This window comes from Mesorhizobium sp. M2E.F.Ca.ET.219.01.1.1 (assembly GCF_004016445.2).
Taxonomy (GTDB): domain Bacteria; phylum Pseudomonadota; class Alphaproteobacteria; order Rhizobiales; family Rhizobiaceae; genus Mesorhizobium.
Genome location: NZ_SADT02000003.1, coordinates 245,290 through 268,813, shown reverse-complemented (window position 1 = coordinate 268,813; position 23,524 = coordinate 245,290). Strand labels below are relative to the sequence as shown.

Annotated in this window: 27 protein-coding genes; 17 read left to right on the top strand and 10 right to left on the bottom strand. The window is 64.5% G+C overall.

Features of this window, described 5'->3' with window-relative positions:
* Positions 1 to 555 carry a DUF1036 domain-containing protein gene (locus EN862_RS18585; protein WP_189401837.1) on the top strand — a complete coding sequence of 185 codons (555 nt, stop codon included), beginning with the start codon at positions 1 to 3 and terminating at the stop codon, positions 553 to 555.
* Complete coding sequence (pyk, locus tag EN862_RS18580; RefSeq protein WP_127865622.1) at positions 552 to 1,979, top strand: pyruvate kinase; 1,428 nt, start codon at positions 552 to 554, stop codon at positions 1,977 to 1,979. The genes EN862_RS18585 and pyk overlap by 4 nt, the downstream gene beginning before the upstream one ends.
* A 183-nt stretch (positions 1,980 to 2,162) precedes the next feature.
* Here the strand turns inward: pyk and EN862_RS18575 are convergent, their stop codons facing one another.
* The 4 genes from EN862_RS18575 to EN862_RS18560 form a co-directional block, all read right to left on the bottom strand.
* Positions 2,163 to 3,224, bottom strand: a complete 1,062-nt coding sequence (locus tag EN862_RS18575) for an alpha/beta hydrolase (RefSeq protein ID WP_127865623.1) — start codon at positions 3,222 to 3,224, stop codon at positions 2,163 to 2,165.
* 184 nt (positions 3,225 to 3,408) lie between these two features.
* Entirely contained in the window at positions 3,409 to 3,810 is a 402-nt protein-coding gene (locus tag EN862_RS18570) for a hypothetical protein (RefSeq protein WP_040985222.1), read from the bottom strand.
* A gap of 328 nt (positions 3,811 to 4,138) precedes the next feature.
* Positions 4,139 to 4,321, bottom strand: coding sequence for a 50S ribosomal protein L32 (rpmF, locus tag EN862_RS18565; RefSeq protein WP_006203806.1), 183 nt, complete (start codon positions 4,319 to 4,321; stop codon positions 4,139 to 4,141).
* 253 nt (positions 4,322 to 4,574) lie between these two features.
* Positions 4,575 to 5,282, bottom strand: coding sequence for a transglycosylase domain-containing protein (locus tag EN862_RS18560; RefSeq protein WP_189401852.1), 708 nt, complete (start codon positions 5,280 to 5,282; stop codon positions 4,575 to 4,577).
* Positions 5,283 to 5,452: 170 nt separating this feature from the next.
* Between EN862_RS18560 and EN862_RS18555 the strand changes: the two genes are divergently transcribed.
* Positions 5,453 to 6,328 (top strand): polyprenyl synthetase family protein, encoded by an 876-nt coding sequence (locus EN862_RS18555; RefSeq protein ID WP_245519648.1) that lies wholly within the window; start codon positions 5,453 to 5,455, stop codon positions 6,326 to 6,328.
* A gap of 31 nt (positions 6,329 to 6,359) precedes the next feature.
* Here the strand turns inward: EN862_RS18555 and EN862_RS18550 are convergent, their stop codons facing one another.
* Positions 6,360 to 7,253, bottom strand: a complete 894-nt coding sequence (locus EN862_RS18550; RefSeq protein WP_127865626.1) for a LysR family transcriptional regulator — start codon at positions 7,251 to 7,253, stop codon at positions 6,360 to 6,362.
* A 105-nt stretch (positions 7,254 to 7,358) separates the two neighbouring features.
* Here EN862_RS18550 and EN862_RS18545 point away from each other — a divergent pair, with 105 nt between their 5' ends.
* The 4 genes from EN862_RS18545 to EN862_RS18530 all read left to right on the top strand — a co-directional run bounded on the left by EN862_RS18545 (position 7,359) and on the right by EN862_RS18530 (position 11,722).
* Positions 7,359 to 8,093, top strand: coding sequence for an SDR family oxidoreductase (locus EN862_RS18545; protein ID WP_189401835.1), 735 nt, complete (start codon positions 7,359 to 7,361; stop codon positions 8,091 to 8,093).
* A 10-nt stretch (positions 8,094 to 8,103) separates the two neighbouring features.
* Positions 8,104 to 9,000 (top strand): SDR family oxidoreductase, encoded by an 897-nt coding sequence (locus tag EN862_RS18540; protein ID WP_127865845.1) that lies wholly within the window; start codon positions 8,104 to 8,106, stop codon positions 8,998 to 9,000.
* Positions 9,001 to 9,025: 25 nt separating this feature from the next.
* Complete coding sequence (locus tag EN862_RS18535) at positions 9,026 to 9,238, top strand: 4-oxalocrotonate tautomerase family protein (protein WP_127865628.1); 213 nt, start codon at positions 9,026 to 9,028, stop codon at positions 9,236 to 9,238.
* Positions 9,239 to 9,388: 150 nt separating this feature from the next.
* Positions 9,389 to 11,722 (top strand): response regulator, encoded by a 2,334-nt coding sequence (locus tag EN862_RS18530; RefSeq protein ID WP_127865629.1) that lies wholly within the window; start codon positions 9,389 to 9,391, stop codon positions 11,720 to 11,722.
* Positions 11,723 to 11,966: 244 nt separating this feature from the next.
* On the opposite strand, the gene EN862_RS18520 is transcribed toward EN862_RS18530, so the two are convergent.
* From EN862_RS18520 to EN862_RS18510, 3 genes are all read right to left on the bottom strand, one after another.
* Entirely contained in the window at positions 11,967 to 12,827 is an 861-nt protein-coding gene (locus EN862_RS18520) for a lytic transglycosylase domain-containing protein (protein ID WP_127865630.1), read from the bottom strand.
* A gap of 4 nt (positions 12,828 to 12,831) precedes the next feature.
* A complete protein-coding gene (gene ispG, locus EN862_RS18515; RefSeq protein WP_127865631.1) occupies positions 12,832 to 14,082 on the bottom strand; it encodes a flavodoxin-dependent (E)-4-hydroxy-3-methylbut-2-enyl-diphosphate synthase in 1,251 nt (416 codons plus the stop codon).
* A 256-nt stretch (positions 14,083 to 14,338) separates the two neighbouring features.
* Positions 14,339 to 14,518, bottom strand: a complete 180-nt coding sequence (locus EN862_RS18510) for a YdcH family protein (RefSeq protein ID WP_095816731.1) — start codon at positions 14,516 to 14,518, stop codon at positions 14,339 to 14,341.
* Positions 14,519 to 14,759: 241 nt separating this feature from the next.
* Here EN862_RS18510 and EN862_RS18505 point away from each other — a divergent pair, with 241 nt between their 5' ends.
* Positions 14,760 to 14,963, top strand: a complete 204-nt coding sequence (locus EN862_RS18505; RefSeq protein WP_040985243.1) for a DUF465 domain-containing protein — start codon at positions 14,760 to 14,762, stop codon at positions 14,961 to 14,963.
* Between the two features lie 165 nt (positions 14,964 to 15,128).
* On the opposite strand, the gene EN862_RS18500 is transcribed toward EN862_RS18505, so the two are convergent.
* Positions 15,129 to 15,929 (bottom strand): IclR family transcriptional regulator, encoded by an 801-nt coding sequence (locus tag EN862_RS18500; RefSeq protein ID WP_127865632.1) that lies wholly within the window; start codon positions 15,927 to 15,929, stop codon positions 15,129 to 15,131.
* Positions 15,930 to 16,093: 164 nt separating this feature from the next.
* Here EN862_RS18500 and EN862_RS18495 point away from each other — a divergent pair, with 164 nt between their 5' ends.
* The 8 genes from EN862_RS18495 (at position 16,094) to EN862_RS18460 (ending at position 22,590) form a co-directional block, all read left to right on the top strand.
* Positions 16,094 to 16,924 (top strand): transporter substrate-binding domain-containing protein, encoded by an 831-nt coding sequence (locus tag EN862_RS18495; RefSeq protein WP_189341575.1) that lies wholly within the window; start codon positions 16,094 to 16,096, stop codon positions 16,922 to 16,924.
* Positions 16,925 to 17,104: 180 nt separating this feature from the next.
* Positions 17,105 to 17,770 (top strand): amino acid ABC transporter permease, encoded by a 666-nt coding sequence (locus EN862_RS18490; protein ID WP_095816734.1) that lies wholly within the window; start codon positions 17,105 to 17,107, stop codon positions 17,768 to 17,770.
* Between the two features lies 1 nt (position 17,771).
* The gene (locus tag EN862_RS18485; RefSeq protein ID WP_127865633.1) at positions 17,772 to 18,422 is read left to right on the top strand and encodes an amino acid ABC transporter permease; all 651 of its coding nucleotides are present in this window, start codon (positions 17,772 to 17,774) and stop codon (positions 18,420 to 18,422) included.
* A 4-nt stretch (positions 18,423 to 18,426) separates the two neighbouring features.
* Positions 18,427 to 19,221, top strand: a complete 795-nt coding sequence (locus EN862_RS18480) for an amino acid ABC transporter ATP-binding protein (protein ID WP_127865634.1) — start codon at positions 18,427 to 18,429, stop codon at positions 19,219 to 19,221.
* 37 nt (positions 19,222 to 19,258) lie between these two features.
* Positions 19,259 to 19,720 carry a RidA family protein gene (locus tag EN862_RS18475; RefSeq protein ID WP_127865635.1) on the top strand — a complete coding sequence of 154 codons (462 nt, stop codon included), beginning with the start codon at positions 19,259 to 19,261 and terminating at the stop codon, positions 19,718 to 19,720.
* A gap of 18 nt (positions 19,721 to 19,738) precedes the next feature.
* Positions 19,739 to 20,944, top strand: a complete 1,206-nt coding sequence (locus EN862_RS18470; protein ID WP_127865636.1) for an aminotransferase class V-fold PLP-dependent enzyme — start codon at positions 19,739 to 19,741, stop codon at positions 20,942 to 20,944.
* Positions 20,945 to 21,022: 78 nt separating this feature from the next.
* Positions 21,023 to 21,520 carry a 5-(carboxyamino)imidazole ribonucleotide mutase gene (gene purE, locus EN862_RS18465; RefSeq protein WP_127865637.1) on the top strand — a complete coding sequence of 166 codons (498 nt, stop codon included), beginning with the start codon at positions 21,023 to 21,025 and terminating at the stop codon, positions 21,518 to 21,520.
* A complete protein-coding gene (locus EN862_RS18460; RefSeq protein ID WP_127865638.1) occupies positions 21,517 to 22,590 on the top strand; it encodes a 5-(carboxyamino)imidazole ribonucleotide synthase in 1,074 nt (357 codons plus the stop codon). Before purE ends, EN862_RS18460 begins: the two co-directional genes overlap by 4 nt.
* Positions 22,591 to 22,597: 7 nt before the next feature.
* On the opposite strand, the gene EN862_RS18455 is transcribed toward EN862_RS18460, so the two are convergent.
* Positions 22,598 to 23,023: a lysozyme inhibitor LprI family protein gene (locus EN862_RS18455; protein ID WP_127865639.1), complete on the bottom strand. Its 426-nt coding sequence runs from the start codon at positions 23,021 to 23,023 to the stop codon at positions 22,598 to 22,600.
* Between the two features lie 245 nt (positions 23,024 to 23,268).
* On the opposite strand from EN862_RS18455, the gene ykgO reads away from it, so the two are divergent.
* The gene (gene ykgO / locus EN862_RS18450) at positions 23,269 to 23,394 is read left to right on the top strand and encodes a type B 50S ribosomal protein L36 (RefSeq protein ID WP_040974291.1); all 126 of its coding nucleotides are present in this window, start codon (positions 23,269 to 23,271) and stop codon (positions 23,392 to 23,394) included.
* The last annotated feature ends 130 nt before the right edge of the window (positions 23,395 to 23,524 follow it).

The following is a 23,524-nucleotide window of genomic DNA, read 5'->3' as shown; positions in this document are numbered from 1 at the left end:
ATGCGACCGGAGTTTGCTGAAAAGGGGCTTCGAGAGATGCAAATGTGGTTCGCAAGGGGATCTGCGATGGGTTTTGCCGGCCGGCTGCGTGAGCGCCTGGCCCTGCCGTTGCTGATCGTCTGCGCGGGATTTTTCGCGATAGCCGCGGCCTCGCCGGCCCGGGCCGACTTCCGCGTTTGCAACGCAACGCAAAATCTGGTGGGCGTCGGCATCGGCTATCGCGCCAAGGCCGGCTGGATCACCGAGGGCTGGTGGCACATCGAAGGATCGACCTGCAAGACGCTGATCGAGGGTCCGCTGTCATCAAGGTTTTATTATCTTTATGCAGAAGACGCCGAGCGCGGCGGGCGCTGGGACGGCCCGATTAACATGTGCGTCGCCGAAAAAGAGTTCAAGATCGCCGGCGTGAATGATTGCGTCGCCCGGGGCTTCCAACGCGCCGGATTTCAGGAATATGACACGGGCGAGCAGGCCAGCTGGATGGTCCAGCTGACCGACGAGCCCGCAACGGGAGGCGCGCCAGCGACCCCCGCTCCGGGAACAAACACTCAATGAGACGCAACCGCAAGGTCAAGATCCTCGCCACCATCGGTCCGGCTTCCTCCTCCGAGGAAATGCTGAAGAAGCTCTTCGAAGCGGGCGCCGATGTCTTCCGCATCAATATGAGCCATACCGATCACGAGCTGATGCGCACGCTGGTCGGCCGCATCCGCGCCGTCGAGGCCACCGTCGGCCGGCCGATCGGCATCCTCGCCGACCTGCAGGGTCCGAAGCTCAGGGTGGGCAAGTTCGCCAACGGCAAGGAAGCGCTGACTGTCGGCCAGACCTTCACGCTCGACGACAATCCGGAACCCGGCACGTCGAAGCGCGTGTACCTGCCGCATCCCGAAATCCTGAGCTCGGTCGAGGCCGGTCACAGACTTTTGATCGACGATGGCAAGCTGGAGCTGAAGGCGGTGAAGGCCGACGGCAAGTCGATCGCCTGCACCGTCGTTGCCGGTAGCGGAATCTCCGACAAGAAGGGCGTCAGCCTGCCCGACACCGACCTGCCGGTCGGCGCGCTGACCGACAAGGACCGCGCCGATCTCGACGCGGTGCTTGCCACCGGCGTCGATTGGGTGGCGCTGTCCTTCGTGCAGCGGCCGGAGGACCTGGCCGAGGCGCGCAAGATCGCGCGCGGCCGCGCGCTGATCATGGCCAAGATCGAGAAGCCGCAGGCCGTTGCCCGGCTCCCTGAGATCATCGAGCTGTCCGATGCGCTGATGGTCGCCCGCGGCGATCTCGGCGTCGAGATGCCGATCGAAGCCGTGCCCGGCATCCAGAAGCAGATCACACGCGCGGCGCGCCGCGCCGGCAAGCCGGTGGTGATCGCGACACAGATGCTGGAATCGATGATCACCGCGCCCGTGCCCACCCGCGCCGAGGTTTCCGACGTGTCCATCGCCGTCTTCGAAGGCGCCGACGCGATCATGCTTTCGGCCGAATCCGCGGCCGGCGCCTATCCGGTCGAGGCGGTCGGCATGATGAACCGCATCGCCACCAAGGTCGAAACCGACCCGACCTATGCCGGCATCATCAACGCGCAGCGTTCGGAACCCGAGGCGACCGGGGCCGACGCCATTTCGCTGGCGGCCCGCGAGATCGCCGAGACGCTGAAATTGTCGGCGATCATCTCCTATACCGCGTCGGGAACGACCGGGCTGCGCGCCGCGCGCGAGCGCCCGCAGGTGCCGATCGTGGCGCTGTCGCCGATCCTCAACACGGCGCGCCGCCTGTCTCTGCTGTGGGGCACGCATTGCGTGGTTTCGGAGGATGCGACCGATCTCGACGACATGGTCGACCGGGCCTGCCGCATCGCGCTGGAAGAAGGTTTCGGCAAGCCTGGCGACCGCGTGATCATCACGGCCGGTGTGCCGCTCAGGACACCTGGATCGACCAATATGCTGCGCATTGCGTATATCGGGTCGGACACGCATTAGCTATGCCGATATTCAGGTGAGGCCGGTCTGCAAGTAGCGGCTTCCTGCGCTTCCGGTGCTCACGTACTTTTAAGTACGCTCCGCTCGGGTTCTCGAAAGCCACTACTTTCGACTCGGCCTGACCTGAATCTCGACATAGCTAACCGTCTCCGCCGTGGAATTCAGGAGCTAATTCCCGAAATTTCAACCCGGCGCGAGCTCGGCGTCGGGCACTTTGATGTCCGGGCATTTTCCGTCGTTATGGGCATCACCGGCGATACGGCCTTCCACGGTCCTTGCCATTGCCTGCAAGTCGATCGGCGTGCCGGCCACCTTCTCGATCGCGCCGACCACGAGATCGGGTGCGATCCAGTCCGGCTTATGGCCGAGATTGCGGACCCAAACCAGTTCGGCGCCGGGAATGTCGCGCTCGAGGCCGACAGAGTGGATCGTCGCGTAGACCACCTTGTCGCGGTCGCCCGAGATGACGACGGTCGGCGCCTTGATTTCCCGGTAAGCGGGCGAGGCGGCCCGGACATAGTCATAGAGCTGGGCGACGTCGCGGGCGTTGGCGCGGAAGGCAGACGGTCGCAGCACCAGCGGGATCGAAGCTCTGCCGATGTAATCGTCCGGCGGGTTGTTGGGCGAGAAGACGCAAGCTGTCGCATCGCTGATCCGCAACATACCGGCCGGATAGGCGAGCGTTTCGGAAAACAGCCAGCCGACCACCGGCATGGCGGTGAGCTTGTAGTACCAGGCGGTCGCGCCGCCCGGCCACGGATGCGTGGCCGGTGACACGAAGACGAGACCGGCTGTTCTTTCTGGATGCTGGCGGGCGAAAGCCGTGGTGATCGCGCCGCCGAAGGAATGCGCGACGACAATGGCCTTTTCAATGCCGAGGCGGTCCATCAGCCCGGCGATCGTGTCGGCTTGCTTGGCAAGCGTATCATTGTCGCCGCGTTCCGACCAGCCGAGGCCTGGGCGGTCGAGGAACAGCATCTCGGCGCGGCCCTCGAGCAACGGCTGCAGCGGCAACATCTGGTCCTTCAGGTTGGCGCTGGCGCCATGGATGAAGACGACCGGCGGCAGGTCGGCGCCGGCGGGCGCCGGGATATGGGCATAATGGATGCGCGCGCCATTGATCTCGGCGAACTCGCCGGCCGGCGGGCTGCGTCGCTCGATCAGCCAGACGCCGGCGCGGGTGACGCCGGCCAGGGCAAAGAGGAGCGCGATGAAGAAGAGGAGCGCGGCGCCGATGAGGTTCATGCGGTGAGATACGAGGGCAGGTCACAATCTGGTTCAGCGGTCTGGCGATCTTGACAGGTTGAGGCCGCGTTGGTCAGCCGGAATCTGTCGTGCTGCCGTGGTCTGCGCGAGCCGGCGGTTTCTGCCAATCAGCAACGCATGCCATCCGGCAACGGAAGCGGCCCGTCAAAACTCCCGTGCCGGGTTAGTTCAGATTGATGTCACGGCTTGCCGACCGCATGGACACCGAGAAGCCGGCCAGCACGTCGAACAGCGCGATGATCATCAGCGTGAAGAAGACGGAGTGCGCCGCGCCCTTCACCAGCAGGAACTCGACGAGAAAAGCGATGAAGACCAGCGTCGACAGAAGGTGATCCAGGATCGAGGCATTGGTCGTGCGCACCGATTTCGAGATCTCGATGAAGAGAAAGATCAACCCGATCAGCACCATCAGGTCGCCGAGCGTCATCGAGAACACGCCGCCCGACATCATGCGGAAGGAGAACATCTCGGTCATCCAGGGATCGTCGCCGCCGCCGAACAATCCAAGCAGGCCGAGATTGTAGAGGACGAAAGGCACGATCAGCAGCGGGACGGCACCGAACATCTGGGCGACTCCAATGAGGGCACCCCCTCTTGTAAAATCCGCGGCAAGCGCGCCGTCAAGGTTTTTCGCCGCGGCGGTGAACACGCTGTAAGACCTAATGAAATAACGATGTCAGCCGGTTGCTTAGAGCAATTCCAGGAAAAGTGTGAGCGGTTTACCGTCCGGAATTGCGTCAGAACAAGGAGATAGAGCGGTTCGCCGTTTCCGTGAAACGGTGAACCGCCCTAGCCATCGGCAGGCGAGCGATCAATTCCGGACGCCGCCGGCGACAAACAAAAAAGACCGGCCAAAGGCCGGTCTTTTGAACGTCAGAAATCCTGGAAGCTTCTCAGCTTTCCTTCGGCTCCAGCACCTGGCGGCCGCGATACATGCCGGTCTTCAGGTCGATGTGGTGCGGGCGGCGCATTTCGCCGGAATTCTTGTCCTCGACATAGGTCGGGGCCTTGAGGGCGTCGGCCGAGCGGCGCATGCCGCGCTTCGACGGAGAGGTTTTTCTTTTTGGAACGGCCATGGATATGCTCCACTACATGGTCAAAATGCCCCGGCAACCCTCGCGAAAGGGCCGCATCGAGGCCATAATCTGAGAAAGTCGGGTGCCTATACACGCCTTGCGCCGTTTTGGCCAGCGTTACCCGCGAATTTTTTTGAGCGGCGCCGCTTCGGTTGGATCAGGATGCCGTTTCGTCGACACGCCGTCTTGGTCCAGGTCTTCGTTGGAGCGTGATCTTTTCCGAAAACCGGTTCCCACTTTTCGGGATCACGCCCTAATCGAGGCATCCCACATAGGCGCCGGATCTGCTTGCGCGGCGCTCGATCAAGCTCGCAAGACGCCTCAGTCCCGGCCCCGGCTTGGCCGGGTTGCGCGCGATCGGGTTGGGCAGGCTGACGGCCAGCAGCGCCGCCTGCCTGCGCGACAACTGCTTGGCAGAGATGCCGAAATGATGCCGCGCGGCGGCCTCGATGCCGTAGATCCCCGGCCCCCATTCGGCGATGTTGAGATAGATCTCCATGATGCGCCGCTTCGACATCACCGCGTCGAAATAGACGGCCAACGGCAGCTCGACGACCTTGCGCACGCTGCCAAGCGGCCGCGACCACAGGAAAAGGTTCTTCACCGTCTGCATGGTGATGGTGGAGGCGCCGCGCGTCGCCTCGCCGGCCAGCGCGTCATCGACCACGCCGCGCAATTCGCCGAGATCGACGCCGCGATGGAAGCAGAACTGCCCGTCCTCCGACATGATCACCGAATGCGCCAGCACCGGCGCCACGTCATCGATCGACACCCAGCGCCGGTCGTAGCCGGAGAATGTCGCGAGGTCCTTCAGCATCAGCGTCGAGACGGGGTGCACGAAGGACGGCAGGTACAGGAAAGTGAGCACGACCGGGATGGCCGCCAGCACGAGCGCGACGACCAGGCAGCGCCGGCCGATGCGCCTCAGACTGGCGCGGCTCAGGCGCCGCGACCGCGCCATGTCCAGCCCCTCGCTTCCATCTTCGACGATCGGTTCCGTCAAGCCGTCCCACCCGTGCCTCGCCCCCTCCGGCATAAAGGCGCGCGCCTGCTTGCGCAATGTCTGAGTGTCGGCTACCGGTCCCGCCCATGAGCAAAGACGACCAGATCGCCTTCGAAACCACGCTTTTGATGCGCGCTGCCGCCGTCGAGACCGAGCTGCGCCGGATTCTCGACGGACGTCCGCTCACCAGTGAGATCGCGCGGCCCGAGCGCCTGATCGCGGCCATGCGGCATGGCGTGCTCAATGGCGGCAAGCGGCTGCGCCCTTTTTTGGTCATGGAAAGTGCCGCGCTGTTTTCGGCCGACAACGACGCCGCGCTGCGCGTCGCCGCGGCGCTGGAATGCGTGCATTGCTATTCGCTGATCCATGACGATCTGCCGGCCATGGACGACGACGATCTGCGGCGTGGCCAGCCGACGGTGCACAAGGCCTTCGACGAGGCGACAGCGATCCTCGCCGGCGACGCGCTGCTGACCTTGGCCTTCGACATCATCGCCGACGAGGCGACGGCCTTGCCTGCCGACCGCAAGGTGGCGCTCGTGCTGGCGCTCTCGCGCGCGGCCGGCGCCGGCGGCATGGTCGGCGGCCAGATGCTCGATCTCGACGCCGAGCGCAAACGGCCGGACGGGGCCGGCATCATCACGCTGCAGGCGATGAAGACCGGCGCGCTGATCCGCTTCGCCTGCGAGGCCGGCGCGATCGTCGCCGGCGCGCCGCCAGCGGACCGCGAGCGGCTGGCCGAATTCGGCTCGGCGATCGGCCTTGCCTTCCAGCTCGCCGACGACCTGCTCGACCTCACCGCCGATGCCAAGCAGATGGGCAAGGCGACCAACAAGGACGCCGCCGCCGGCAAGGCGACGCTCGCTTCGCTGCACGGCCCCGACTGGGCGCGCGGCCAGTTGCACGGCCTGATCGACCAGGCGCATGCGCTGCTCGAGCCTTATGGAGAGCAGGCGGAGTTGCTCAAGGAAGCCGCGACTTTCGTGGCGACGCGCAATAACTGACGGCGTGGGTATTAGCCGAGCCGAACCGGCTTCACAGTTTTGCTTTGGCGAAAATGCCCGACGCCCATTCCAGGAACATACGCAGACGCGGCGCGAGCTGGCGGTTCTGCGGATAGAGCGCCGAGAGCGGCGTCGGCGTCGGTGGAAAATCCCCCAGAACCTCGACCAGCGTCCCGTCCGTGAGGTCCTTTTCCAGCCGGTAGCGTGGCGCTTGCAGAAGCCCGAGACCGAGGCGCGCCAGCGCGACGGCGGTGTCGGAATTATTCACACGCACCCGGCCGGGCAACGTGACCTGACGCACCGTTGAGCCGATCGTGAACTCCAGCGGCAGGACCTCGCCCGTGCGCGAGGAGACGAACCCGACGGCCTGATGACCGTCCAGCGCTTCCGGTGAGGCCGGCATCCCATGCCGCTTCAGATAGCTCGGGCTGGCGCAGGTGATCTCGCCGATCATCGCCAGCCGCCGCATGATCATGCCACTGTCCTGCGGTTCACCGGCGCGAATGACGCAGTCGACGCCTTCGCGCACCAGGTCGACCAGCCGGTCGCCCTGGCCGATATGCAGATCGATGCCGGGATAGCGTTCGAGGAAGGCCGGGAGTTCCGGCAAAAGGAAGCGCTGCGTGATCAGCGGATGCGCATCGATGCGCAATAGACCGCGCGGCTCGGCGCTGCGGAACCCGGCCTCGGCATCCTCCACCTCGCCAAGGATCGACAGGCAGCGCTCGTAGTAGGCCTGCCCGTCGAGCGTCGTGGCGACATGGCGCGTGGTGCGGTCCAGCAGCCTTGTCCCCAGATGCTCCTCCAGTTGCTGGATCGCTTCGGTCGCGGTCGAGCGCGGCAGGCCGAGATCGGCTGCGGCCGCGGTGAAATTGCGCCGCTCCACCACGCGGACGAACAGCCGCATCCTGTCCAATCGATCCATGGGTGATTGTTCGCTCCATCCGAATACTGCTGTCAATAGCCGACCGATTATCCGGAAGGGCGAGGGATCTATATCCGCTTCACAACAAACGAACGGAGACCGATCATGCACAAGACAAGAACCGCGATCGTGACAGGCGCATCGAGAGGCATCGGCGCCGCGATCGCCAAGCGGCTCGCCCGGGACGAGATCGCCGTCATCGTCAATTATGCGCGCGGCAAGGACGCGGCCGGCGAGGTCGTCTCGGCCATCGAGGCCGCCGGCGGCACTGCTCTCGCGGTGCAGGCCGACGTCGGCGAACTGAGCGGCATGGCCACGTTGTTCGACGCCGCCGAAAAGGCCTTTGGCAAGGCCGACATCCTCGTCAACAATGCCGGCATGATGCGGCTGTCGCCCATCGCCGACACCGACGACGCTGCATTCGAACGCCAGCTCGCTATCAATCTCGGCGGCACGTTCCGCGGCATGCGCGAAGCTGCAAGGCGATTGAACGATGGCGGCCGCATCATCAATTTTTCTTCAAGTGTCGTGGGTTTCTACCAGCCGGCCTACGGCGTCTATGCCGCGACCAAGGCGGGCGTCGAAGCGATGACGCATATCCTTGCCAAGGAGCTCGGCCCGCGCCGCATCACGGTCAACGCCGTCGCGCCCGGCCCGGTCGACACCGAACTCTTCACCGACGGCAAGAGCGCCGCGCAGATCGAGGCGATCACCAGGCTCATTCCGCTCGGCCGCCTCGGCCAGCCCGACGATATCGCCGGGCTCGTCGCCTTCCTTGCCGGCCCGGACAGCCAATGGGTCAACGGCCAGATCATCCGCGCCAATGGCGGCGCGATCTAAAGGTAGAGCTATCATGCAGCAGACAATTCTCATCACCGGCGCATCGAGCGGTTTTGGCGCTACGACCGCGAAGGCGCTCGCCCGGGCCGGTCACCGGGTCTATGCCTCGATGCGCGATCCGCAAGCGCGTGGAGGCGCCGCCGCGGCCGAGATCGAAAGACTGGCCCGCGACGAGAACCTGGCGATCTGCGCCATTGCGCTGGACGTGCTGTCCGAACCGTCGATCGAGGCGGCGGTCAAAACCATCCTCGCAGAAGCCGGTCGGATCGACGTCGTCGTCCACAATGCCGGCCACATGGTCTTCGGACCGGCCGAAGCCTTCACGCCGGAGCAATTGGCTGCGCTCTACGACGTCAATGTGTTGGGCACCCAGCGCGTCAACCGTGCGGTGCTTCCGCATATGCGCTCGCTCGGCCGCGCACTGATGATATGGGTCGGATCGAGCAGCACGCGCGGCGGCACGCCGCCCTTCCTCGCACCATATTTCGCCGCCAAGGCGGGCATGGATGCGCTGGCACAGAGCTACGCGCTGGAGCTTGCCCGTTTCGGGATCGAGACGAGCATCGTCGTGCCGGGCGCCTTCACCAAGGGCACCGAGCATTTCGCTCATTCCGGGAAGCCCGCCGACACCGGGCGCGCTGTCGCCTATTGGTCAGGCCCTTACGCGGGCGCGGATGAGCAGGCGCTCAAGGGTCTTGCCGGCCTGGAGCCCGCCGACGCCGACCCCTCAAAGGTCGCGCAGGCCATCGTCGATCTGGTGGCGATGCCGCATGGCCGCCGGCCGTTCCGCGTCCATATCGACCCGTCCGACGACGGGGCTGCCATCGTTAACGGCGTCGCCGACCGCGTCCGCGCTCAGCTTCTGGAGCGCATCGGCCTTGCCGACCTCCTTCGTCCAAAGCCCTGAAACCCAACCCGAAAGGAACCGATAAATGCCCTTTGCCAACTTCAAGATGCCCGAAGCCGCTCTCACGAAGGCGCAGAAAGAGGACCTGGTCCACAAGACCACGCAGATGTTCGTCGACTTTTTCGGCGAAGCTGTGCGTCCCACCACGATGGTGCTGATCGAGGAGGTTCCCGATGGGGGCTATGGCCGCGCCGACGAGGTCTTCGTCATCCCCGACGCCTACCGGGCCAAGAAATAAGGTCTGAATTGACCAAAAGCGGGCCGCTTGCAGAGCGGCCCGCCCGACTTGATCCGTGAGCGCAGGGGAATCTCGCCCACCAACGAAATCTTAATGTAAATCAAGCGTAATCCCGACCATTAAAATTGTGCGTATGTGTTGGGGTTGCGCATGCCGGAATATTCTTCCTTCCTCCGGTCGATCCGGATCCGCTACATTTCGGGACTGCTTGTCTTCGCGCTGGCCTCGGCCGCCGTGATGTTCGCCCTCAACCGTGTGAATTCGTACCGCCACGAGGTCGATGCCCTCAGCGGCAATTTCGTCATCTTCGCCCGCGACCTGCGCAACGCCACCAATTTCGCCGAGACGACCGGCACCGCCTGGCGCAGCGAGACGCGGGATGCGCTGACCGCCGCCGCGCGCGGGCATTCCGAGCGGCTGACGGGCGAGATCGAGATCCTGAACGCACAGCTTGCCGCGATCAGGCCGCGCCTGTCCAGGAACACCACCAACGCGCTGGATACCGCTTCGGTGAACAACGACCTGTTCTGGTCGGCGCGCGACATGGTGCGCAACTTCAATCTGATGTCGACCGCCCAGAAGGTCGATGAATGGAGCTACCGCGAAATCCGCAATCAGAACGACCTGTTCGCCCAGCCGATGCTGGTCAAGGTGCGCACCGCGCTCGACGAGGAGCGTCGCCTCGCCGACGCTTCCAACGACCGGCTGCTGCTGTGGGCGAGCGGGTTGCTGTTTGCCGTGCTTGGCATCGCCGCGGTTCTGATCTTCCGGCCGATGGAGAACGCGATCCGGCGCGCCTTCGCCGAGAGCGCCGCGTCGCTGTTCAAGGCCGAGGCCGCCGACCGCGCCAAGTCGGAATTCCTGGCCAATATGAGCCATGAGATCCGCACGCCGATGAACGGCGTGCTCGGCATGGCCGAGCTGCTGGCCAAGACGGAGCTTACGCCGCGCCAGAAGACCTTCACCGACGTCATCGTCAAATCCGGCAACGCGCTGCTCACCATCATCAACGACATCCTCGATTTCTCGAAGATCAATGCCGGCCAGCTCACCCTCGACCCCGCTCCCTTCCGCCTGGCCGAAGCGGTCGAGGATGTAGCGACGCTGGTCTCGGCGCGCGTTGCCGAAAAGAACCTCGAGCTCATCGTGCGCGTCGATCCGCGCCTGCCGGCCTTCGTCGTCGGCGATGCCGGGCGCTTCCGCCAGATCGTCACCAATTTGCTCGGCAACGCCGTGAAGTTCACCGAAAAGGGCCATGTGCTGGTCGATGTCGGCGGCGACGTCGTCGACGGCGTGGTCCAGCTCAAGGTCCGCGTCGAGGATACCGGCATCGGCATTCCGGCCGAAAAGCTGCAAAGCGTGTTCGAGAAGTTCGCCCAGGTCGACGGCTCCTCGACCCGCCGCCACGAAGGCACCGGGCTTGGCCTTGCGATCGGTGCCCGGCTTGTCGACCTGATGGGCGGCAAGATCGGCGTCGAAAGCGAGATCGGCCGCGGCTCCGTCTTCTGGTTCGCCGTGCCGCTGCCCGCGCACAACCAGGAGGCGGCCGACAAGCTGGTGCCGGTCGACGTCACGGGCGCCCGGGTGCTGGTCATCGACGACAACCCGGTCAACCGGGAGATCCTGCTGGAGCAGCTCAGAAGCTGGAGCTTCGACTGCGCGGCCGCCGAAAGCGGCGCCGTCGGCCTTGCCTTCCTCGACCGCGCCTGCCAGCTCGGCGCCACTGTCGATTGCATCATCCTCGACTACCAGATGCCCGGCATGAACGGCGCAGATGTCGCCAAGGCGATCGCCTCGGACAGCCGTCTTTCGTCCATCCCGGTCGTGCTGCTCACCTCGGTCGACCAGGTCGATTTCGGCAGGATGGTGATCGATTTCGGCATCGTCGCGCATCTCACCAAGCCGGCGCGTTCGGCGGTGCTGCTGGGCACGGTGATCTCCGCCATCCAGAAGGCGCGCACGCAGGGCGCCAAGGCCCATTTCGTGCGCGAGCCGGTCGCGGCGCAGGCGCCGCCGCCGGCCTTCACCGTCATCCGCGGCCCGGCGGTGCCCGTGCCGGCGGCACTGGAATCGACCGCGGCGCCGAGCGGTCCGATCGATATCCTGATCGCCGAGGACAATGACGTGAACCAGCTGGTCTTCGGCCAGATCCTCAACGGTTTCGGGCTGAGCTACCGCATCGCCGGCAACGGCCGCACGGCAGTTGAGATGTACCGCGCGCTGCGCCCCCGCCTGGTGCTGATGGACGTCTCGATGCCGGAGATGAACGGCTATGAGGCGACCCGCGCCATTCGTGCCATCGAAGCGCAGAGCGGCGACCGCACGCCGATCATCGGCGTCACCGCGCACGCGCTCAAGGGCGACCGCGAAAAATGCATCGAGGCCGGCATGGACGATTATCTGCCCAAGCCCGTCTCGCCCGATCGCCTCGGCGCCAAGATCGGCGCCTGGCTCAGCGAGACGGTGACGGCGAAGACGGCGTAGGGGCGGCAGGTAACGTTTGGCGGCCATTGACCGCCGAGTTCCTTCGCGCCCCCCTCTGCCCTGCCGGGCATCTCCCCCACTTGGGGGGAGATTGGCAGCTGCGGCGCCGGCACTCTTTCTGCAACGTTGCTGATTGGCGAAAGCCGGCGCGACATCTGATCTTCCCCCAAGTGGGGGAGATGCCCGGCAGGGCAGATGGGGGCGCTGTCCCGCCAGCGTTTCTAGATATCCTGTTGCAGACAACCTACCGGTTGCGCATCACCACGCAGGCGCCGCCGACGCTTTGCAGCTTGTCGCAGATGCCGTTGGCCTCGCCGCGCGAGTCGGCGCCGATCCTGACCGCGTAGATGCCGCGCCGGCCGATCGGCGTGCGTACCCGGCTCACCACCGGATCATGGTTGGCAAGCAGCGCCGGGAACCGGCTTTTGACCCTCAGCCATTGGCCGATCGCCGCCGAGCGACGGAAGTTGCCGGCCACCTGTACGCCCCACGGCTTGACGTTGATCGAGGCCATGGCGACGGTCTGCGACATGATCACCGGCAGCCTGCGGCAGGCGACCGCGAAGCTCATCTTGGGGTCGAGCGGCTGGACGGTGCCGGCATAGGATTTGTCCGAAAACTTGTCGACCGGTTCGCCCATGATGTCGAAGACATAGCTTTCCGTCTCCATCGGCAGGAAGCCGCCGGAATCCAGCCAACGCGACACACGGTTCTCGCCGGCATTATAGGCCGCCGCCGCGAGGCCGAGATTGCCGTAGCCTGCCTTCATCTCGGCGAGATATTTCGCCGAGGCGGGAAGCGCCTGCTCGATGTCGAAGGAATTGGCCAGGCCGCGCATCTTGGCGGTGCCGGGCATGAATTGCGCGATGCCTTCGGCGCCGACCGGGCTCACCGCGTTCGGATCAAAACGGCTTTCCTTCCAGATCAGCCTGGCGAAGAAATCCTTGGGCAGGCCATTCTGCTGGGCCTGGGCTTCGATCAGATCGCAGACACGGTTGATCAACCGTTTGGCAGCCGATTTCGACTGCGGCGGGTCGGCGGACGCGCCCGCTACCCAACTCAAGCTGCAAAGCAAGGCCAGGGCCACCGTGAGGAAACGGTGCATCGGCCTACTCGGCCGCGGCTTTGCCGTGTCCGTAGCGCTGCTCGATATAGTCGGCGACCATCTTCTCGAAATCCTGCGCGATCGAAGGACCGCGCAGCGTCGCCGCCTTCTTGCCGTCGATGAAGACAGGCGCCGTCGGCGTCTCGCCGGTGCCCGGCAAGGATATGCCGATATCGGCATGCTTGGATTCGCCGGGACCGTTGACGATGCAGCCCATCACGGCGACCTTGAGGTTCTCGACGCCGGGATATTTCTCGCGCCAGACCGGCATGTTCTTGCGAATATCGGCCTGGATGCTCTGGGCGAGTTCCTGGAACACGGTCGACGTCGTGCGGCCGCAGCCGGGGCAGGCCGCGACGATTGGCACGAACTGGCGGAAGCCCATGGTCTGCAGCAGTTCCTGCGACACCTGCACTTCGCGCGTGCGGTCGCCATTCGGTTCCGGTGTCAGCGAGATGCGGATCGTATCGCCGATGCCCTGCTGCAACAGGATGCCCATCGCCGCGGAAGAGGCGACAATGCCCTTGGTGCCCATGCCGGCTTCGGTGAGACCGAGATGCAGCGCATGGTCGGAGCGGGTGGCAAGCTCGGTATAGACGGCGATCAAATCCTGCACGCCGCTGACCTTGGCCGACAGGATGATCTTGTCGCGGCCAAGCCCGATCTCTTCCGCCATCTCGGCCGACAGGATCGCCGACTGGACGATCGCCTCGCGCGTGACTTCCTGCGCGGTTAGCGGCGAGCCCTGAGCCTGGTTCTGGTCCATCAGCCGGGTCAGCAGCTCCTGGTCGAGCGAGCCCCAGTTGACGCCGATGCGCACTGGCTTGTCATGCTTGATCGCCATTTCGACGATCGCCGCGAACTGGCGGTCCTTTTTCTCCTTGAAGCCGACATTGCCGGGATTGATGCGGTATTTCGCCAGCACCTCGGCGCAGGCAGGATGATCGGCGAGGAGCTTGTGGCCGATATAATGGAAGTCGCCGACCAGCGGCACGTCGATGCCGAGCCGCAACAGCCTTTCATGGATGCGCGGGACCGCCGCGGCGCTTTCGTCGCGGTCGACCGTGATGCGCACGATTTCCGAGCCGGCGCGGTGCAGCGCCGCGACCTGGGCGACCGTCTGGTCGACATCGGCCGTGTCGGTGTTGGTCATCGACTGCACGACGACCGGCGCACCACCGCCGACGATCACACCGCCGACCGACACGCCGACCGACCTGCGCCGCGGGAAGGGAGAGGAAAAATATCCGGTCATGCCGGCCGCCTTCATCTGAAAGTCCCGGGCATGAGGTGGCGGAGCAAAGATGGCTTGTCAATGGCAAGCGGCAGGCAAGGCCGGCAAATCGACCGCCCGCGATCAGCGGCCGCAGGGCTCATGCAAAAGCCTTGGGCCGCAAGATCTACGCAAAAATGATCAGATGATTCAGTTAAAGACAACCGGGCCGGTGGCATTTCTTGCCACCGGTAGGTTGGCACCGCGGCGGGAGCGGTGATGCTGCCTTAAAAGATGCTCAGTGCGAGGTCGGTTTCCCTTTCAGCTTTTCAATCTCGTCCTTGATTGCCAGCTTGCGTCGCTTGAGATTCACGATTTCGAGGTCGTCCACCGAAGGATGGTTCATGGCGTCGATAAGCTCACGCTCGATATCACCGTGTTTCCGCTGCAACTCATCAAGATGGGATGCAAGAGACATGATTGGTTCTCCCTTTCATGGTTTCCTCGATTGCAGCCGTCGCAGGCACGTCCACCGCAGGTTGAGACTGTGACGGCACCATGACACTTTGCCACCAACCGATCTCGATGTCGAATGACACGTGGTAGCATTCCACGACAAAGTGAAATGTGATAAGGGCTGCGCGCCGGTCACAGACAGAAACCCGACCGGCCCCGCCCAGACAGCCCGATTGGGCGACGCATACGCTAAACGGTAGATAATGTCCGAACAGGAACAGGCTGAAATACGCCTCGAATATTCCCGGCTCAAACAGGAACACGCCGATTTCGACGCCGCCATCAACGCGATGATCGCCACCGGTTGTGACCCGCTTCAGATCCAGCGCATGAAGAAGAAGAAGCTGATGCTGAAGGACCGGCTGTCGGCGCTGGAAGACCGCATTATTCCGGACATCATCGCCTAAGCGTGTCGATATTCATGTGAGGCCGGCCTGCAAATGGCGGCCTCCTGCGCTTCCGGTGCTCGCGCACCTCAAGTACGCTCCGCTCCGGTTATCGGAAGCCACCATTTTCGACTCAGCCTGACCTGAATCTCAACACTCCTTGGATCGATAACCGGCTCAATGCCGTTACGAGATCGAAAGCCGGGCGGCGCGCTCGCGCAGCAGCGCGACCAGTTCGCCAGTCCGCGCCTCCGACGTGTCGATCGGCACCACAAGACACATCGTCGCCTCGACCTTGCCGGGCGCCGAGAACACGGGCGCTGCCAGGCATTTGGTGTAGGCGTCGACAAGGCCCGACGTGACGCAATAGCCGGTGACGCGTGCCCTGGCGATGTCGTCGATGAAGTCATCGAGCTCGATCCTGCGGCCGTCCGGCAGCACGAGATCGTCTTCCGTGACCATCGCTTCGATCCGGCTGCGATCAAAGCCGGCCAGCAGCAGCCGGCCGGACGCTGTCCATGGCAGCGGGATCTGCAGGCCGGTGGCCGAGCTAATGCGGAAGGGCCTGGTTCCCGGGCTGGAATGGATGATTGTGTAGCGACCGCTCTGCAGCATGCAGAGTTCCGACGTCTCGCCGGTCTCCCGCGACAGCGTGTCGACCTCCTGGCGGCCGCGCCTGAGCAGGTCGTTGCCGCGCATATAAGCCATCCCGTAGAGATAGAGCTTCTTGCCGAAATAGACGCGATTGCCGTCGCCGGCCATTTCCAGGAGCCCGGCTTCGACCAGCTCGCGCACCAGCGTGTAGGTGGTAGAGCGTGGCGCGCCCAGCCCCTTGGCCAGCTCGCCGATGCCGATGGCGCGCTGGTTGGCGTGCAGGAATTCCAGGATGTTCAAAACCCTGTTGAGGCCCTTTTCGCGCGAGCCGGCCGGCCGCTCCTCCTGCGGGGCTTCCACCGCCCGGCCCCTCATCGTTTCACCATCTTGCATTGTCGATTCCTGATGCTAGTATCTGTCTTGTACAGGATACACACGTCTCTTGTAAGAGACAATCGCTGATTGCGATGCGTATTTCTGCTGCATTGGGGAACACACCATCAAAGGAGGTCGCCGTGAACGACACATCCGGCAGACGTGATTTTCTGAAACTGGGAATGGCGGGGCTGGCCACCGCCGGCGCGCTCACCGCCATCAGCGCCGAGAAGGCCGCCGCGCAAGCCGCGTCCGACAGCGTGCTGCGCACCGCGCTCGACCGCGGCAAGCTGATCGTCGGCACCGGCAGCACCAACGCGCCGTGGCATTTCGAGAACGACGCCGGCGAATTGGTCGGCATGGACATCACCATGGGCCGCATCCTCGCCAAGGGCCTCTTCGACGACCCGACTAAGGTCGAGTTCGTAACCCAGGACCCGGCGCAGCGCATCCCCAACGTGACAACCAACAAGGTCGACATCACCATCCAGTTCATGACCATGACCGCGCAGCGCTCGCAGCTGATCCATTTCTCGCGGCCCTACTATGTCGAGGGCGTGGCGCTGCTGACGCTGCCCGGCTCCGAAAACAAGACCTTCGACAAGCTCCTCGCCAACGGCGCCAACACCCGCATCTCGATCCTGCAGAATGTCGATGCCGAAAGCTCGGTGCATTTCGCTTTGCCGCAGGCTCAGGTGCTGCAGATCGACACCCAGGCGAACGTGCTGCAAGCGCTGGAATCCAAGCGAGCCGACGCCGCGGCCGTCGATCTGTCGACCGTGCGCTGGCTCGCCTCGCGCAACCCGGACAAATATTTCGACGCCGGCAAGAGCTGGTACTCGATGCTCTACGGCGCCGCCGTCCGGCAAGGCGACCTCGATTGGCTGACCTTCGTCAACCAGACCTTCACCATCGCCATGTTCGGCCACGAGACGGCGCTCTACGATGCCGCCTTCAAGGAATATTTCGGCCAGGAGCCGCCGCCGCGCCATCCAGGCTTCCCGGTCATCTGACCGAGCCTACGCCAAACCGGCGGAGGAGCGACAGGCGCTCTTCCGCCTGTTCTCCTCGACACGGGCCATCCGGGTGACGAATCCTTGAGCAATTTTCAGGAAAAGTGTGAAGCGGTTTTCCGTTCGAAATTGCGCCAAAACAAGAGATTGTTCGTCACCGCGGGCCATTGAGACGGACGCATGGGCTACACGCTCAATTTCAACCTGATCTGGCGGCATTTCGACAAGCTGTGGGGCGGCTTGCTGCTCAGCCTCGAGCTCGCCGTGATCTCGATCGCCATCGGCATCGTCATCGGGCTGGTGCTGGCGGTCTGGTACGTCTCGGCCGGGCGTGTCGTGCGCACGATCATCGCGGCTTATGTCGAATTCATCCGCAACGTCCCGCTGATCCTGCTGGTCTATCTCGTCTTCTACGGTGTGCCGACCGTCATAGACCTCGCCTACAGCGCGCCCACCTCTTTTGTGGTGACGCTGTCGGTCTATAGTGGCGCCTATCTGGTCGAGGTGTTCCGCTCCGGCCTGGAGGCCGTGCCCCGCGGCCAGCTTGATGCCGGCAAGGCGATCGGCCTGACCCCCTGGCAGCGCCTGGTCCACGTACGCCTGCCGACGATGCTGCGCATCACGCTGCCGGCGCTGTCCAACACCTTCATCTCGCTGTTCAAGGACACCTCGATCGCTTCGGTTATCTCCGTGCCCGAGCTGACCTATGGCGCCCAGTGGATCAACTTCAACACATTCCGCATCGTCGAGGTCTACCTGGTGACAACGGCGATGTATCTGGTGACCGGCTATGCGCTGCTGTTCGCGCTCAGGCTGGTCGAACGCCGGTTCAGGGCGGCGCGCTGAGATGCTGAGCCAGATCCTCTACGCCCTGCCGTTCCTTGCCGAAGGATTCGCTGTGACCTTGTGGGTCTCGCTGCTGGTCGTGGTCCTGTCTTTGATTGCGGGCGTCCTGCTGGGCGTCGGCCTCGTCTATGGGCCGGCGCCGCTGCGTTGGGCGGTGCGCATTTTCTCGGACACCATCCGCGGCATCCCGATCCTGGTGCTGATGTTCTTCGTCTATTACGGCCTGCCGGCGGTCGGACTGCATCTGCAGTCCTTCTGGGCGGCGGTGCTGGCACTCACGCTGTTCAAGATGGCGCAGGTCGTCGAATATGTGCGCGGCGCGGTCGCCTCGATACCGAAAGGCCAGTCGGAAGCGGCGATGGCGATCGGCCTGACCTTCCGCCAGCGCCTCACCTCTGTCATCTTCCCGCAGGCCTTCCGCCGCTTCCTGCCGCCCTGGATCAACGGTGTCACCGATGCCGTCAAGGGCAGCGCGCTGGTTTCGCTGCTCGGCATCACCGACCTGATGCAGGCGGTCAACCAGGTCATCGGCCGCACTTATGAGGCGATGCCGCTCTATATCCTCGGCGCCCTGATCTATTTCGCCGTCAACTACGCGCTTTCCTACGCCAGCCGCAGGCTGGAACGGCGCTTCGCCTTCATCCGGGACTAACGCCATGGCTACCAGCTCCAACAACAGCCCAGCGCTTCTCGAGATCGCCGAGGTCTCGAAATCCTTCGGTCCGGTCGCGGTGCTGCGCTCGGTCAGCCTGCAGGTTGCCAAGGGCGAGGTGGTCACCATCATCGGCCCGTCCGGCAGCGGCAAGACCACGCTTTTGCGCTGCGTCAACTTCCTCGAAAGCTATGACTCGGGCTCGATCCGCATTGACGGCAAGGAAGTCGGATACCGTGACGCCGGGACGCGCCAGCGCCGCAGCGAGCGCGATTTGGCCGCCATGCGCGCCGAAACCGGCATGGTGTTTCAGAGCTTCAACCTCTTCCCGCATCTGACCGCCGCCGGCAACATCATGCTCGGCCTCACAAAGGTTCGCGGCAAGGGCAGTGCCGAGGCCCGCGCCATCGCCGAGCACTGGCTGGCTCGCGTCGGCCTCGCCCACAAGGCCGACAGCCTGCCGGCGGAGCTTTCCGGCGGCCAGCAGCAGCGCGTCGGTATTGCCCGCGCCGTCGCCATGGAACCGAAAATCCTGCTGCTCGACGAGATCACGTCGGCGCTCGACCCCGAGCTCGTGGGCGAGGTGCTGGCCGTGGTGAAAAGCCTTGCCGAGGACGGCATGACCATGGTGATGGTGACGCATGAAATGGCCTTCGCCCGCGACGCCTCCAGCCGCATCGTCTTCATGGCCGATGGCGGCGTCTCGGCCGTTGGGCCGCCGAAGGAAGTCCTTGCCGCGGAGACCACCAATGAGCGGCTGCGCACCTTCCTGGCGCGTTTCCGCGCCTCGCATTTCTGAAAGCGGATGGCTTTCGCCATCCAAGGAGTACCCTTCCATGTCGCCTTACGAACGGCTCGCCGAACTCGGCCTGACCCTGCCCGAGCCGCCGACACCCATCGCCAATTTCGTAACCCATGCCGAGAGCGGCCGTCTGATCTTCCTTTCGGGCCAAGGGCCGCTGCGCGCCGACGGCACGCTGTGCACCGGCAAGGTCGGCGACGATGTCACCGTCGAGCAGGCTTATGAGCATGCCCGCCTCACCGGCCTCAACCTGCTTGCGGTCATGCATGCGGCGGCGGGCGACCTCGGCCGCATCGTGCGCGTGGTAAAACTGCTCGGCTTCGTCAACGCAACCCCGACCTTCAGCGACCACCCGAAGGTGGTCAACGGCTGCTCGGACCTTTTCGCCGATGTCTTCGACAAGATCGGCGGCCATGCCCGCTCGGCGATCGGCGTCGGCTCGCTGCCTGGCAACATCACCGTCGAAATCGAAGCGGTCGTCGAAATCACCGCCTGACTTTAGGAGTTCGCCCTCATGAAAACCTATTCCGACGCCGGCTCCAACACCACAATCCGTGAGCGTCTGGGGCTGAGACCCATCATCAACGTCTCCGGCACGATGACGGCATTGGGTGCTTCGATCATCGTGCCCGAGGCGATCAGCGCCATGGCCGAGATGGCCTCGCAATGGGTGGAGATGGACGATTTGCAGCGCGCAGCGAGCGCGGTCGTGGCTCGTCTCACCGGCGGCGAAGCCGGCTTCATCACCGCCTGCTGCGCCTCAGGCATCACCATGGCGGTCGCCGGCGCGATGACCGGCACCAACCTTCTGGCAATCGAGCGGCTGCCGGACGACACGGAAGGGCTGAAGTCGGAAGTCGTGATCCAGCTTGGCCACATCGTCAACTATGGCGCGCCCATCGACCAGTCGGTCCGCGTCGCCGGCGCCAAGGTCATTCCGGCGGGCACAGTCAGCGTCACGCAGGACTACCATGTGCGCGAGGCAATCAATGAGCGCACGGCGGCGGCCCTCTACGTCGTCGCCCACCATACGGTGCAGTACGGCATGCTTTCGCTGGAGGAGTTCTGCGAGATCTGCCACGCCAAGGGCGTTCCGGTGATCGTCGACGCCGCCTCGGAATACGATCTGCGCAGCTTCCTGGCGCGCGGCGCCGACATCGTGGTCTATAGCGGCCACAAATTCCTTTCAGGGCCTACCAGCGGCATCGTCACCGGCCGCAAGGACCTGGTGCGCGCCGCCTATCTGCAGAACCGCGGCGTGGCGCGCGCCATGAAGGTCGGCAAGGAAAGCATCGCCGGCACGATGGCGGCGCTCGACGCCTGGGAGAGGCGCGACCATACAGGCATTCGCCGGCGCGAGGAGGCGGCGCTCAATCTGTGGAAGGACGCGGTCCAGGGCATTCCGGGCATCAATGCGCAAATCATTCCCGACCCGACCAACAACCCTCTCGATCGCCTGCAGGTGTTCGTGCGCCCTGAGAGCCGCTTCACCGCTGCCGGACTTGCCTCCGCGCTCGCTGCCGGCTCGCCGCCGATCATCGTGCGGAATCACGAGGTCGAGCGCGGCCATTTCTTCCTCGACCCCTGCAATTTGCATCCCGGCGAGGCGGAGATCGTGGCCGAGCAACTGCGCGCGGTGCTGACGGCGAAGGACCGGCCGACTGACGCGATGAAAGTGGCGCGCAAGGATTCGGCCGGATCGTTGCGCTGGCCGGACTAGCTGGCCGCCGGCATCGACAATCCTTGCGGCTATCGGCGAATTCCGCTAAGGCGCGCCTTTGCCGCCGGGAGCGAAACCTTGACCGATCAGCGTGCCGACGTCGCCATTATCATGGGCAGCCAGTCCGACTGGGCGACGATGCGCCAGGCGGCCGAAACCCTGGATGCGCTCGGCATCCCGCACAAAAGGCTGATTGTCTCCGCTCACCGCACACCCGACCGTCTCTATGACTTCGCCAAGGGCGCCAAGGCCGCCGGCTTCAAGGTCATCATCGCCGGCGCCGGCGGCGCGGCGCATCTGCCCGGCATGACCGCAGCGATGACGCCGCTGCCCGTCTTCGGCGTTCCGGTCGAATCCAAGGCGCTGTCGGGCCAGGACTCGCTGCTCTCCATCGTGCAGATGCCGGCCGGCATTCCGGTCGGCACACTGGCGATCGGCAAGGCCGGCGCGGCCAATGCCGCGCTGCTTGCCGCGGCGGTGCTGGCGCTCAACGACGACAAGCTCGCCGCCCGGCTCGACGCCTGGCGTTCGGCGCAGACCGCCAAGGTCGCCACCGAGCCGACGGACGCGCCGTGAGCCTGGCCCCCGGATCGACCATCGGCATCATCGGCGGCGGCCAACTCGGCCGCATGCTGGCGATGGCTGCCGCCCGCCTCGGCTACCGCATCGTCGTCCTGGAGCCCCAGGCCGACTGCCCGGCGGCCCAGGTCGCCAACCGGCAGATCGTCGCCGCCTATGACGATCCGCCGGCGCTTGCCGAGCTCGCTGTCGCCAGCGCCGTCGTCACCTACGAATTCGAGAATGTCCCGGTCGCCGCCGCCGAAACGCTGGCGGCGAGGGTTCCAGTCTATCCGCCGGCCCGCGCGCTCGAAGTTGCGCAGGATCGCGTCACCGAGAAAAGCTTTTTGAACGGCATCGGCATTCCCACGGCCGAATTCTGCCCGGTCGACAATGACGATCAGCTGACCGAGGCGTTGAGGACGTTCAACGGCAGCGGTGTGCTGAAAACCCGTCGCATGGGCTATGACGGCAAGGGCCAGCGCGTCTTCCGCAACATGGAAACGGGCGGCTTTGCCGGCGTCTGCGAGGCGATGGGCAATGTGCCGCTGATCCTGGAATCGCTCGTGCCCTTCGAGCGCGAGATTTCGGTGATCGCCGCGCGCGGTCTCGACGGAACTGTCGCTGCCTTCGATCCGGCCGAGAATGTCCACCGCGAGGGCATATTGCGCAGCTCGACCTTGCCGGCGAGCATCCGCTCCGAAACGGCCGCTGCCGCCAAGGATGCCGCCGCGAAAATCCTTTCCGCGCTCGACTATGTCGGCGTCATCGGCGTCGAATTCTTCGTACTCGCCGACGGCTCGCTTCTGGCCAACGAATTGGCGCCGCGCGTGCACAATTCCGGCCATTGGACCGAGGCCGCCTGCGTCGTCTCGCAGTTCGAGCAGCATATCCGCGCCGTCGCCGGCCTGCCGCTGGGCTCGCCCGCCCGGCATTTCGACTGCGTGATGGAAAACCTGATCGGCGACGACATGCTGAAAGTGCCGGCGCTGCTCGCAGAGCCCGACCTGATGCTGCATCTCTACGGTAAGGCCGAGTCGCGCCCCGGCCGCAAGATGGGCCATTTCACGCGCCTCATCAGGCCGTGATTGCGCTCTATTGCATATCCTGGTCGTCGTCGCCCGCGTCCGAGCCGGCGCAGCTCGGATCGCTCAGCTTGCAGTTGGCGCCGGAGATGAGCTGCTTTATGCGCTCGTTGGTGAGCTTGGTCAGGCACTGCGACACCTCCATCGGATGGATCGAGCCGCCCTCGCTGTCGGCGGTCGAATAGGCGCATTCGGCATCGCGAAAGGCGATCCAGGCGCGCTGCGCCGTCTGTAGCAGCTTGTTCGAGGCCTGAGCGTTGCTGCTGACGATGTTCTTATAGGTGGCGTTGAGCTTGGCATCGGCGGCCTGATAGTCGGCATCGGCGCAGATGTTCAGCATCGACTGGCTGTCGTCGCTGCGGTCGCAATCCTCGGCAAAGGCAGCGGGGGCGGTTGCCAGAAGGAGCAGGCAGGCGGACAGAAAGAGGCTGCGCATGGGAGATCTCCAGTCGCTTGAGCGTTGGATCACCATCCCAGCCACCCTTGAGTCGCGCAATGCCGCGCCTGTCGAGGTGGCGAATATTTGATGGATCGCGCCAATTGCCCTATTCCGGCGCCGTCACGTGGTTGACACGAACAACACTCCTCGTTTATGAGCCACGCCAAGTTCAAAGGCGCGCTTTTTTCCGGCGCGCCTTTAAAATTCGGCCCGGGACGGGCCCTGACCGAACAGGCAAGACCATGAAGATCAAGAATTCGCTCAAGGCGCTCAAGGCGCGTCACCGCGACAACCGGCTGGTTCGCCGCAAGGGACGCATCTACATCATCAACAAGACCGCTCCGCGCTACAAGGCGCGCCAGGGCTGACGCTTGCGCGCGCGGCTTAGTGCATGTCGGCCAAACGCGCCAAGCGGCTTGGGTGAACGAGATGCACGAAGAGACCAGGCCGCGCTGATGTCGGGTGCCGGTTCGCCGGCCCTTTCACGCTAAAATCACT

Excerpts from the sequence above, each read along its gene's own strand:
- EN862_RS18585 (WP_189401837.1), top strand. The coding sequence starts at position 1 with ATGCGACCGGAGTTTGCTGAAAAGGGGCTTCGAGAGATGCAAATGTGG.
- pyk (WP_127865622.1), top strand. The coding sequence starts at position 552 with ATGAGACGCAACCGCAAGGTCAAGATCCTCGCCACCATCGGTCCGGCT.
- EN862_RS18575 (WP_127865623.1), bottom strand. The coding sequence starts at position 3,224 with ATGAACCTCATCGGCGCCGCGCTCCTCTTCTTCATCGCGCTCCTCTTT.
- EN862_RS18570 (WP_040985222.1), bottom strand. The coding sequence starts at position 3,810 with ATGTTCGGTGCCGTCCCGCTGCTGATCGTGCCTTTCGTCCTCTACAAT.
- rpmF (WP_006203806.1), bottom strand. The coding sequence starts at position 4,321 with ATGGCCGTTCCAAAAAGAAAAACCTCTCCGTCGAAGCGCGGCATGCGC.
- EN862_RS18560 (WP_189401852.1), bottom strand. The coding sequence starts at position 5,282 with ATGGCGCGGTCGCGGCGCCTGAGCCGCGCCAGTCTGAGGCGCATCGGC.
- EN862_RS18555 (WP_245519648.1), top strand. The coding sequence starts at position 5,453 with ATGCGCGCTGCCGCCGTCGAGACCGAGCTGCGCCGGATTCTCGACGGA.
- EN862_RS18550 (WP_127865626.1), bottom strand. The coding sequence starts at position 7,253 with ATGGATCGATTGGACAGGATGCGGCTGTTCGTCCGCGTGGTGGAGCGG.
- EN862_RS18545 (WP_189401835.1), top strand. The coding sequence starts at position 7,359 with ATGCACAAGACAAGAACCGCGATCGTGACAGGCGCATCGAGAGGCATC.
- EN862_RS18535 (WP_127865628.1), top strand. The coding sequence starts at position 9,026 with ATGCCCTTTGCCAACTTCAAGATGCCCGAAGCCGCTCTCACGAAGGCG.
- EN862_RS18530 (WP_127865629.1), top strand. The coding sequence starts at position 9,389 with ATGCCGGAATATTCTTCCTTCCTCCGGTCGATCCGGATCCGCTACATT.
- EN862_RS18520 (WP_127865630.1), bottom strand. The coding sequence starts at position 12,827 with ATGCACCGTTTCCTCACGGTGGCCCTGGCCTTGCTTTGCAGCTTGAGT.
- ispG (WP_127865631.1), bottom strand. The coding sequence starts at position 14,082 with ATGACCGGATATTTTTCCTCTCCCTTCCCGCGGCGCAGGTCGGTCGGC.
- EN862_RS18510 (WP_095816731.1), bottom strand. The coding sequence starts at position 14,518 with ATGTCTCTTGCATCCCATCTTGATGAGTTGCAGCGGAAACACGGTGAT.
- EN862_RS18505 (WP_040985243.1), top strand. The coding sequence starts at position 14,760 with ATGTCCGAACAGGAACAGGCTGAAATACGCCTCGAATATTCCCGGCTC.
- EN862_RS18500 (WP_127865632.1), bottom strand. The coding sequence starts at position 15,929 with ATGCAAGATGGTGAAACGATGAGGGGCCGGGCGGTGGAAGCCCCGCAG.
- EN862_RS18495 (WP_189341575.1), top strand. The coding sequence starts at position 16,094 with ATGGCGGGGCTGGCCACCGCCGGCGCGCTCACCGCCATCAGCGCCGAG.
- EN862_RS18490 (WP_095816734.1), top strand. The coding sequence starts at position 17,105 with ATGGGCTACACGCTCAATTTCAACCTGATCTGGCGGCATTTCGACAAG.
- EN862_RS18485 (WP_127865633.1), top strand. The coding sequence starts at position 17,772 with ATGCTGAGCCAGATCCTCTACGCCCTGCCGTTCCTTGCCGAAGGATTC.
- EN862_RS18480 (WP_127865634.1), top strand. The coding sequence starts at position 18,427 with ATGGCTACCAGCTCCAACAACAGCCCAGCGCTTCTCGAGATCGCCGAG.
- EN862_RS18475 (WP_127865635.1), top strand. The coding sequence starts at position 19,259 with ATGTCGCCTTACGAACGGCTCGCCGAACTCGGCCTGACCCTGCCCGAG.
- EN862_RS18470 (WP_127865636.1), top strand. The coding sequence starts at position 19,739 with ATGAAAACCTATTCCGACGCCGGCTCCAACACCACAATCCGTGAGCGT.
- EN862_RS18455 (WP_127865639.1), bottom strand. The coding sequence starts at position 23,023 with ATGCGCAGCCTCTTTCTGTCCGCCTGCCTGCTCCTTCTGGCAACCGCC.
- ykgO (WP_040974291.1), top strand. The coding sequence starts at position 23,269 with ATGAAGATCAAGAATTCGCTCAAGGCGCTCAAGGCGCGTCACCGCGAC.